Below are 10,412 nucleotides of genomic sequence, written 5' to 3'. Positions count from 1 at the left end.
ATCGGTGGAGCTGCATGACAAAGTCATCGGGCATTATCTGATCATAAAACACTATCAATAAGTTGGAGTCATTACCCGATGGATATATTATATAACGCAATGAGAACAAGTGATTAAAGATAAGGAGATGCTCATGAGATTTTCTTCCGTCAGGCTGCTTCTGATCCCTTTGATAACTGCAACTATCGCTCTTACAGGATGCACACCAAAGACCAGCCTGGAACGACATACCCGGCATTATGTTTATGCTTCAGATGATGGTTTTGATCCTAACTTCTACACTCAGAAAGCAGACACCATACGAATGATGATCCCATTCTTTCAGCAATTCCGGGATATGGGGGTGAAAGACAAAGCAGCCGGAGTATCAGCAGAAATGGCACAGCAACGTGTAAAAGAATTCCACTCAGAAAAATTTTTTCATTCACTCCAGAGTACAACAACCTTTGCTGGCAGAAAATACACAAACAGCGATATGCCTTCGCCGAAAAAAATGAAACTAATGGCAGACACCATTTCTGCGGTTTATCTCGATGGATACGAGGGCAAAGAGTAACTGGATTTTACGGTTAACACTACGCTCTTTGAGCTTTTGCCATTTTCATGCCTGCTAACGGATAAATTGCGTTCAGTGCGCTCACGGAGGCAGAAACGTAAATCTCACCAATAAATGAGCGTAAATACATCTCTCCGTTAACATTTACCGAAATCTCATTAGCGGGTCGGAAATTCACTTAACCTTAAAACGTTGCCACTGTTCCGCCTAGAGCTACAGTGACAACGTATGCTACCGTCAGTAATGGATTTTTATTGTTATCAGAACTGATAGTTCAGCGACATCCAGTAATTTCGCTCAGGTATCACATAGCCCGTTGTCGAGGCTCCCGTCTGGAAGTAATCACCGGCATAAAGTGTGCTGCTGCCGGCACGGTACAGGCTCACATCACTGTAATCCTTGTTGAGCACATTATTCACAGCAGCATTCAGCGCCAGGGTGTCCGTCACCTTCCACGACATACCAGCATCCACCACAGTCCAGGCTTTCAGGTATTCTCCTTTCTCATCATACACTTTCTTCTGTACAGCACTCAGCGACGAATAATTCTGGGCGAAGCGTGGAGTTTTATCGCGATAGCGAGCTCCCAGCCATGAGGCAACTTCTTCGGTGATCTGCCAGTTCAGTTTCGCATTCACCATGTGTTCAGGAGTATAGCTCAGTGGTGCACCTTTGTTATCACCATCACGTTGTTCACTTTGAGTCCAAGTGTAATTCAACGATAGAGTGACATCCTCTGACCACAGTGGCAATGTGCCGGCAAATTCCACACCATGTAAGCGGGCCTTTCCGCTGTTTGTATAGCTGTTGGTGTTATCATCAATGGAATAAGAGACAATCTTGTTGGAGAAGTCTGTTATAAAGCCTGTAATATTAGTATTCAGACCGGCGAGGTTATCGTAATATACCCCCGCTTCATAACTTACACTCTCTTCCGGCTTCAGTTCGGGGTTACCTAGTAGATTCGTACGTCCCTGCCCGGATACGCCGCTGATCCCCTTATGTAACTGTCCCATGCTGGGAGCCTTATATCCCGTGGTCACACCGCCTTTCAGCGTCCAGGCATCGGTCACGTCCCAGACCAGATATGTACGCGGACTGAAGTGTCCCCCGAACTGCTCATGATGTTCATAGCGACTGCCTGCTGTCAGCGCAAGAGCATCCGTAAGATGCCACTCATCCTCAGCAAATACCGACCAGCTTTTCTGTCGGAAAGTTTCACCTGTGCTGGCAAGGACAACCCCATCTTTCATGGACGAACTCTGATACTCTCCCCCCACAGTAACCAGATGAGATTCTCCCAGAGGGGTAAGCAGCAATGAATTCAGGATAAGGTTAGACTCCTTAAGCTCCCGCGGTTTACCGGCAAGCCCCCATTTGTCGCTCTTCAGTACACTACGTACAAGCTCACGACCTTTATTTTCCGTCTCGTTCCAGTTCAGATACGATTTCCAAGTACCGAAGGTGAAAGCATGATCATAGCCAGCTGAAATTTTGTTTCGCTCATAGCGCAGAGTATGGTCATATCCCCCTGTCAGACTGCCCAGTTGACCATCCCGGTTATCATAACGCTGTCGAGTGGTATCCATATCAAACCAGAGCATATCTTGTTCCGTAGTCTTCCAGTCAATACGCGCCCCAAGATTATAATTCTGTGACTCCGTGGGATAAGGAATACGCGTGGCTGCTGTGTCGCTCAGGGATGTGACCGATGAGCCCTGACGCTGCTGTGTGCTGCCGCGGATCTGCAGGCTGACAGAATCATCTACAAGGGGGCCACTGCTCCAGAAATTAAACTGGCTGCTATTGCCCCATTTGTTGCTTTCCTGCTGATTCAGCCCTGCGTTGATGGAAGAATGCCATTTGTCTGCATTCTTTTTGGTAATGATATTCACCACACCGCCCATTGCATCAGAGCCATACAGTGTGGACATAGGCCCTCTGATAACCTCAATACGCTCAATCGCGGCCAGAGGAGGCATGAACCCTGTATTCATGGCAGAAAAACCGTTGGGAGTCACGTCCCTGCTCCCGCCCTGACGGACACCATCAATTAGTATCAGCGTGTAACTGGCTGGCATTCCACGAATGCTGACTTCCAGCCCACCGGTTTTACCCGTACCACTTTCAACATCTACCCCCTCCACTGATCTCAGTGCCTCTGCCAGATCGTGGTACTGACTGGACTGCAATTCCTCCTGATTGATCACGGATACACTGGCGGCTGCATTAGTCAGTTTTTTCTCATAGCCGGATGCCGAGACAATCATCACATCCTCTGCGGCCATGCAACTGGCTGAAAACCCGAGACAGGGAATGACGACGGAAGCCAAAATGGTTATTCGCATATTACTAATCTCCGATCATGTTAATCGGCAAGAAAATACACAAACACAAACAAAAATGAGAATAATTTATATTTGCTTTTTACAAAAGATAAATATTACTGACAAAACAAAAGATACAAGACCACTGCTCCAGCAAGCCTGTTGATGGATATCCGCATGGTCTATTCGATTTCAGCATAAAACAGGTCACTGTAGAAGCGGCTTTCCACCTGAACTCAACGTAAGTGCACAGTCTGCAATGTCTTGTGATGCTTGTTCTGCCAGGTAACAATTGAGTGATCTTACCCACGTAAGATGGTCCCTCCCCCTAAGCTGGGGGCTGGTTTTCAGATTGTTCCGGACAGAAACCGCTACACCAACTGTGCTGTCGCCAGCGAGTGTAATCACATTCGATATAATTAAACACCGTAGCCCGCATTGTTTCCTAGCTAAAGTATTCTCCGTGGATATATTCCACTGTCAGCGAATGAGAGAAGCTTTACACGCAGATTATGCTGCTTTAGCAGCGCCATCCGCAGAGAATCTCAGGCCAGTTGCACCGTCTGCGTGGTAACATTGAGCTGCTAATAACGGCACGTGCTTACTGCCAGATACAGCCCGCCTTCATCCGTATATAAGTATGTTGTCAGCGCCAGTGATGTCTTTCGCCCACGTTGGACGTGTACTTATACTTGTTCGCCGCTGATATCACATATACCAGTCGCTGCGGGTCACCCCGAGCACATGGTACATTGCTTTGATGCTGAAATCCGCCTGATGTTTTTCAATAAAGACATACTTCTTTTCAGGCGCTTCGCGAAGTATGTCGCGGCCTTTTAGAGGATGGCCAGCTCTTCATCCCATTTTGCCTGCTGGCGTTTGAGACGTGCAATCCCGGAGGATATCTCCGGCTCACGTTCAGGGGAAGTCTGCTGAAGTGCGCCTTCATACAGACTGAGTCCTCGGAGGGGGGCAACAACGCCCATGCATTCCGTAAGCAATTTGTTGACGCCTAATGCTGGTAAAAAAACGACTTCCTGTTATGGAAGTCGTAATATGCTGTAGTTGGAATATAGAAGTTGTGTAGTGGATGATTATTTTACAATGTGCATTACAATAAAGTTTAACATTACGTTAGCAATTATTAGCTCAGGATAATCATCCTGTGATATGATACCCTTTTGGTATGGTGAAGATTGTTGTACCATTTCATTAGGAACTAAATATTTACCATTTTGTTGTCGTTCATATTTTACCATCCAATGGACATGCCTGTGGCAACGCCTGTTCCATGTTGTGTATCCCATGAGGTGTTTAGTCTGACGACGGTGTTTTCGCTGGTGCGAAAAATTATACCAGCGGCAATAGCCTGTTCATCACGATAATTACTTGCAGCCATGCCGAAAGAATACTGTTTACCATCAATCATTGGTATTGCTGTCATGGCCATTGCACCTGCAATGCCGGCATCTGAACGTTTTCTATTTTTATTTATCTGATCTCGTAATTGACGAAACTGTTGATTGGTATTTTGCTCCAGCGCATTCACTTGCTTATTTGTATAAGTGTTTGCTGATTTTAGTGTTTGTGCATCACCTTCGATACGGGCAGTTGCTTCATGTTGAAGTTGTTGATTGGTATTTTGCTCCAGCGCATTCACTTGCTTATTTGTATAAGTGTTTGCTGATTTTAGTGTTTGTGCATCACCTTCAATACGGGCTACTTTTTCAATCGAATATTCGTGATACAGTTGGCCAACTGTAGCAGCATCTGTTGTTAATTTCCCATCAGAAACACCACCAATTATGCGAGTTTCTCCATTTTTTGTGCCTATACTGACTTCATTTGAGCGTGTTGTGACTGAGTTCGCGCCAAGGGCTATGCTATTAGAGTGATTAGCGATACTATTATATCCTAATGAGGTCGAATCAACTCCTGTAGCAGATGCTCTTCCCCCTGTCTCCGTTTTACCGCTACCAAGATATGACATATCAGAGTAAATTGCTTTGATATCCTCTCCGGATAGTTCCATGTCAACAGCATTTCCACGAGGTCCATTTATCTTGAGCTTGTACAAGTATTCACTAATTTCAGGTATATGTTTTGTATAACCATATCCATCAGGTCCAATGACCATTACATTCCCTAAACCATCGGATGATAATAGGATTTTTTTAGACTCTTTATCTACAAAGTAAGCTTGTTCTTTTGCATAATCATAATAAGTTGCGATTGAACTCAATGTCGTGCCAAAACCTTCAGGAGAGAGACCTGCTTGTTTGTTTGTCTTTAATGTGTAAAAAAGATATTTGTTTTCAGCTTTACTTATGTCAAGTTGCTTCCCATTATCAATTAAATTATTATCTTTATCATAAAGATTGATTGTTTTCAAAAAACTACTTAAATCACTAAACTTCCCTTTTTCAAGGCTTTCATAAGTCACTCCATTATGGGGGGCTGCATGAGTACTCGTTGCCATGAAGGTAAGAGCTAATATCGAATACACACAATTTCTTTTGAGCATAAAGAATTCTTCCTGTTATTTGGTTTAAATGAGAGGACAATACTAAACTAATAGGCAGATATATTAAAATCATTGCTATTGGTTATATTAGCTTCGTTAATGGTATTTGCAGAAGATGTGAGGTTTTTATGATGTTTTCATTAGAAAGATTTGTTATTTTTTTTTGTTATTATTGGTTGCTGAACTTTTAGATGCGTGAATCGCCACGTGTTTAACAGACACCCAGACTCATTTAAGGTTAATTAAAGAGAGGTGCCCATAAGCGGTAAGCCTTATCCCGAAGCGTTCAAAATTGAAGTGGTAAAACAAGTTGTTGACCACGGTCATTCCGTTTCCAGCGTTGTGATCTTACCCAGCAATAGTGGACTCGCGGCTAAGTGAGTAAACTCTCAGTCAGAGGTTACTCACATGACAAAATCTGTATCAACCAGCAAAAAAGCACATAAACAGCATTCGCCTGAATTTCGCAGTGAAGCCCTGAAACTTGCTGAACGCATCGGTGTTGCTGCCGCAGCCTGTGAACTCAGCCTGTATGAATCACAGCTCTACAACTGGCGCAGTAAACAGCAACATCCACAGACGTTCTTCTGAACGTGAGCTGGATATGTCCACCGGGATTGCACGTCTCAAACGCCAGCTGGCAGAACGGGATGAAGAGCTGGCCATCCTCCAAAAGGCCGCGACATACTTCGCGAAGCGCCTGAAATGAAGTATGTCTTTATTGAAAACACTAGGCGGAGTTCAGCATCAAAGCAATGTGCCGTGTGCTCCGGGTGGCCCGCAGCGGCTGGTATACATGGTGTCAGCGGCGGACAAGGATAAGCACGCGTCAGCAGTTCCGTCAGCACTGCGACAGCGTTGTCCGTGTACTGCACCCATTTTGTTGGACGATGAAATGGAATAGCCCCTAATATGTCAAAGCCAAAATACCCTTTTGAAAAGCGCCTTGAAGTCGTGAATCACTACTTCACAACTGATGATGGTTACAGGATCATCTCGGCACGTTTTGGTGTCCCCCGAACCCAGGTCAGGACACATGGGTTGCCCTCTATGAAAAACATGGAGAAAAAGGTTTAATTCCCAAACCTAAAGGCGTTAGTGCTGATCCAGAGTTGCGTATTAAGGTCGTGAAAGCTGTGATCGAGCAGCACATGTCCCTTAATCAGGCTGCTGCTCACTTTATGCTTGCTGGTAGTGGTTCTGTAGCCAGGTGGCTGAAGGTCTATGAAGAGCGCGGAGAATCTGGTTTACGCGCGCTCAAGATTGGCACCAAAAGAAACATTGCAATATCAGTTGATCCAGAAAAAGCGGCATCAGCATTGGAGCTGTCAAAAGACCGACGCATTGAGGATCTTGAAAGGCAAGTTCGATTTCTTGAAACGCGGCTTATGTATCTAAAAAAGCTGAAAGCCTTAGCTCATCCCACGAAAAAGTGAAAGTACTCAACGAGCTAAGGCAGTTTTATCCTCTTGATGAGCTTCTCAGGGCTGCGGAGATACCGCGCAGTACGTTTTATTACCATCTAAAGGCTCTCAGCAAGCCTGACAAGTATGCGGACGTTAAAAAGCGTATTGGTGAGATTTATCACGAGAATAGAGGCCGATACGGATACCGTAGGGTAACGCTGTCTCTTCATCGAGAAGGGAAACAGATTAACCATAAAGCTGTTCAGCGCCTGATGGGAACCCTCTCACTTAAAGCAGCGATTAAGGTCAAGCGATACCGCTCTTACAGAGGAGAGGTAGGGCAAACCGCCCCTAATGTTCTCCAAAGAGATTTCAAGTGTCACGAACGGTGCAATAGTGGCTCTTCCGCAACTTGGGTGGAAGAAAATGGATGAAACTTTCTGGTGAGCAAGGATCTAAGCTGTTTTAAGTTATGGGCAACGTAATGCACTCTCTTAAGACACTTCTACAGTTACCTTGCGGATGGCGATGCAGTCGACAAATTATTAGCTCTGGCGGTATAACCCTCCATCTCCACGGAAAACGCAAAACAGCACAATGTCCTGAATGCTTTAAGCGTAGCGACTCTGTTCATAGTTGTCGTCGGCGCCGGATACAGCATCTACCCTGCTCAGGGCAGACGCTATGGCTTGTATTTTCCGTCCGCCACTGGTACTGCCGTAACCCGGCTTGTTCACGTAAAATTTTTGCCGAGTCGCTTGCTCCCTTCGCCAGTTCACACCAGCAGTCTTCACAGGCGTTACAAAATTTACAACGTCAACTGGGATTAATAGCCGGAGGTGAGGCCGGGAAACGGGCAGCAACGGCAGTGGGGCTCCGTTGCAGTGCTGATACTCTTCTTCGCAGGGTTATCAATACCCCGGAGACGAAACAGTCAGGCGCGCCTCATGTCGGTATTGATGAGTGGGCATGGCATCGGGGCCACCGTTACGGTACGTTAATAGTCAATCTTGATACTCACCGTCCCCTCGTCCTGCTTCCCGGCCGTGATCAGCGTACGCTGGCGACCTGGTTCAGAAAATATCCGGAAATACAGGTTGTCTCGCGTGATCGCAGTGGAGTCTATGCGACAGCAGCACGTGAAGGTGCACCTCAGGCCAGACAGGTGGCCGAACGATGGCACCTGCTAAAAAATATTGGCGATGCACTTGAACGAATGATGTACAGACATATACCTCTGATACGTCTTGTTGCCAGTGAGTTGTCACCAAAGAAATCACCTGAGCCAGAACTGTCTGTGTCTGCAGCATCGCTCCGTCGTCCGGAACGCCTTAAACAGCAAACCCGCAAAAAACGGCATCAGCGTTGGACAGAGGTTATGGCCCTGCATAACAAGGGATGTAGTTTCAGGGAAATATCCCGTATTACAGGCCTGTCGAGTGTGACAGTCAGTCGCTGGGTGCGTTCAGGAACATTCCCTGAAATGTCAACCCGGCCTCCAAAGCGAGGGCTTCTGGACCCATGGAGGGAGTGGTTAAAAGAGCAACGAGAAAGCGGTAATTATAACGCCAGCCGGATATGGCGGGAAATGGTGTCCCGGGGGTTTACAGGCAGTGAAACCATCGTCAGGGATGCTGTAGCCAAATGGCGTAAAGGCTGGATCCCACCGGTTACTACTGCCGCCAGACTTCCTTCAGTGTCCCGGGTAAGACGCTGGTTGATGCCCTGGAGAATAATCAGGGGTGAAGAAAATTATGCTTCCCGATTTATTAGTCTGATGTGTGAAAAAGAACCGGAGCTGAAAATAGCGCAGCAACTGGTACTCGAGTTCTACCGTATTCCGGTATGGCTGATGGCAGACCATTGTCGGATGAGCCTGTCACACTTTTCCTTCCCGGAGGTATCCGGATGTGCTGCCAGCCTTCTCAGTTAACCGATGTTTTCCGGGCTCTTCGCCATGCTGACGCCTGATAACGTATTCCTGGTCGTAAAACCCGTCGATATGCGCCGGGGTATCGACACACTGACACAGTACGTCCAGAACGAACTTAACGCTGCATGGCATGACGGTGCTGCTTTTGTCTTCACCAATAAAGTCCGCTCCCGCATAAAAGTTCTCCGGTGGGACAAACATGGCGTATGGCTGTGTACCCGACGACTGCACCGGGGAAGCTTCCACTGGCCCCGGAAAGGTGATGCCACATGGCATCTCACACAGGAAAGGTTTTGTTCTGTTTGAAATTCTGGCCGGACTGATTGTGATCGGTATCGCCACACCAATGATTTATTCAGAAATTGAAAACTGGCTGAATGAGCAGCTTTACCAGAGTGCTGCATATCATGCAGATGCCTACAATACCGCAGCCAGAAACTATATTGCCGACAACAATGCCCGTCTGCATAGCGGCAGCCTTCCGGCAAATTTCACGGCTGATGATCTGATTCGTCAGGGATATCTGAAACAGGGGTTTAACCATTCTCCCTTTGGTCAGAGTTATATCACCGGTATCCGCCGTAACCAGACCACCGGGCGTCTGGAAGCCCTGACCTGCTCAACTGGAGGGCAGACAATCAAAGAAGAAGGGCTGCGTAGTGTGGCGGGTCAGTTGCCGGGGCTGGGTGGATTTATCAGCAAAAATGGAACGGCAACAGGCGCATTCGGAGCCTGGACAGATAAACCGGGAGACTACGGACTTACCTGTTCGACAGGTCACATCGCCGTCGTCATGAGCGGTGATGACCTGCAGGAAAGTGACCGTCTCTACCGTTTTCAGGTAGCAGGTCGTCCTGAACTGAATCAGATGCATACCGCAATCAATATGGGCGGGAATAACATAAACAACACCGGCAATATCAATGGTCAGAGTGCCACACTGAAAGGTGATATTACGAGTGAAGACGGCTGGCTAATCACCAGAAACAATAAGGGATGGATGAATATCACACATGGTGGTGGATTCACCATGACAGACAGCCAGTGGATACGCGCGGTTAATGGCAAAGGCATCACAACCACCGGGGAAATCAAAGGCGGAAAAGTCAGTGGTGGTACAGTCCGGTCTGACGGTCGTCTTTCAACCGGGGAGTATTTACAGCTTGATAAAACAGCTACGGCAGGCACAAAGTGTGCACCGGACGGACTTGTAGGCCGCACCAGTACAGGGGCCATACTTTCATGCCAATCCGGTATGTGGGCAGGTTTTGAATCCTACCCTGTCGGAAGCCCTATACCGTGGCCATCAGCCACCCCTCCACAAGGCTACCTGGTGATGAACGGGCAGTCATTTTCATGCTCCCGGTATCCTCAGCTTGCCCGTGCTTATCCCGGGTGTAAGCTGCCGGATTTGTGCGGTGTTTTTATCCGTGGCTGGGACAACGGACGTGGGCTGGATGGAGATCGGAACAGACATCTCCTGAGTTATCAGGCCGATCAATCCGGTGTCTATCATGAGCGTGGGGGATGGCTGAAAGGGCATCACAGCGGTATGCCTTACTGGGCCCAGGGAAGCACAACGGAAATGCGCCCCAAAAACATTGCCTTTAACTACATCGTCAAAGCAAGCTGATGCATTTAAGGCGTATTAACTTTTAACTTACAG

At 47.1% G+C, this 10,412-nt stretch carries 7 protein-coding genes and 5 pseudogenes; 9 read left to right on the top strand and 3 right to left on the bottom strand.

What is annotated here, in order from left to right:
• Together BEB54_RS30020 and BEB54_RS24770 are read left to right on the top strand one after the other, a co-directional pair.
• Nucleotides 1–61, top strand: a 61-nt coding sequence (locus BEB54_RS30020) for an IS1 family transposase (RefSeq protein ID WP_072147330.1), incomplete at its 5' end; no start/stop codon positions are given.
• A gap of 72 nt (nucleotides 62–133) precedes the next feature.
• Nucleotides 134–556, top strand: coding sequence for an Exc2 family lipoprotein (locus tag BEB54_RS24770; RefSeq protein ID WP_001212725.1), 423 nt, complete (start codon nucleotides 134–136; stop codon nucleotides 554–556).
• Nucleotides 557–816: 260 nt separating this feature from the next.
• On the opposite strand, the gene iha is transcribed toward BEB54_RS24770, so the two are convergent.
• Nucleotides 817–2,904: a bifunctional siderophore receptor/adhesin Iha gene (gene iha / locus BEB54_RS24765; RefSeq protein WP_032285071.1), complete on the bottom strand. Its 2,088-nt coding sequence runs from the start codon at nucleotides 2,902–2,904 to the stop codon at nucleotides 817–819.
• On the opposite strand from iha, the gene BEB54_RS29840 reads away from it, so the two are divergent.
• A complete protein-coding gene (locus BEB54_RS29840; RefSeq protein WP_032285070.1) occupies nucleotides 2,843–3,049 on the top strand; it encodes a hypothetical protein in 207 nt (68 codons plus the stop codon). The two genes, iha and BEB54_RS29840, sit on opposite strands and share 62 nt — an antisense overlap.
• 162 nt (nucleotides 3,050–3,211) lie before the next feature.
• On the opposite strand, the pseudogene BEB54_RS30015 reads toward BEB54_RS29840, so the two are convergent.
• Both BEB54_RS30015 and saa read right to left on the bottom strand, forming a co-directional pair.
• Nucleotides 3,212–3,875 (bottom strand): annotated as a pseudogene (locus BEB54_RS30015) (IS3 family transposase); the annotation flags it as partial.
• Nucleotides 3,876–4,135: 260 nt separating this feature from the next.
• Nucleotides 4,136–5,407, bottom strand: coding sequence for an autoagglutinating adhesin Saa (gene saa, locus BEB54_RS24745; RefSeq protein WP_032285069.1), 1,272 nt, complete (start codon nucleotides 5,405–5,407; stop codon nucleotides 4,136–4,138).
• A gap of 408 nt (nucleotides 5,408–5,815) precedes the next feature.
• Here saa and BEB54_RS24740 point away from each other — a divergent pair.
• The 6 genes and pseudogenes from BEB54_RS24740 to pilV form a co-directional block, all read left to right on the top strand.
• Nucleotides 5,816–6,270: pseudogene (locus tag BEB54_RS24740) on the top strand (transposase); the annotation flags it as partial.
• A gap of 49 nt (nucleotides 6,271–6,319) precedes the next feature.
• Nucleotides 6,320–7,190 (top strand): annotated as a pseudogene (locus BEB54_RS24735) (IS3-like element IS150 family transposase); the annotation flags it as partial.
• 95 nt (nucleotides 7,191–7,285) lie between these two features.
• Nucleotides 7,286–8,653 (top strand): annotated as a pseudogene (locus BEB54_RS24730) (ISL3 family transposase); the annotation flags it as partial.
• Nucleotides 8,653–8,784: pseudogene (locus BEB54_RS24725) on the top strand (IS66 family insertion sequence element accessory protein TnpA); the annotation flags it as partial. The pseudogenes BEB54_RS24730 and BEB54_RS24725, both read left to right, overlap by 1 nt.
• A complete protein-coding gene (gene tnpB / locus BEB54_RS24720; RefSeq protein WP_050437790.1) occupies nucleotides 8,771–9,052 on the top strand; it encodes an IS66 family insertion sequence element accessory protein TnpB in 282 nt (93 codons plus the stop codon). The pseudogene BEB54_RS24725 and the gene tnpB, both read left to right, overlap by 14 nt.
• A complete protein-coding gene (pilV, locus tag BEB54_RS24715) occupies nucleotides 9,009–10,379 on the top strand; it encodes a shufflon system plasmid conjugative transfer pilus tip adhesin PilV (RefSeq protein ID WP_032285356.1) in 1,371 nt (456 codons plus the stop codon). The genes tnpB and pilV overlap by 44 nt, the downstream gene beginning before the upstream one ends.
• The last annotated feature ends 33 nt before the right edge of the window (nucleotides 10,380–10,412 follow it).

It is taken from the genome of Escherichia sp. MOD1-EC6021, assembly GCF_002965245.1.
Lineage (GTDB): Bacteria > Pseudomonadota > Gammaproteobacteria > Enterobacterales > Enterobacteriaceae > Escherichia > Escherichia coli_F.
This window is presented reverse-complemented; position numbering and strand designations above follow the sequence as displayed.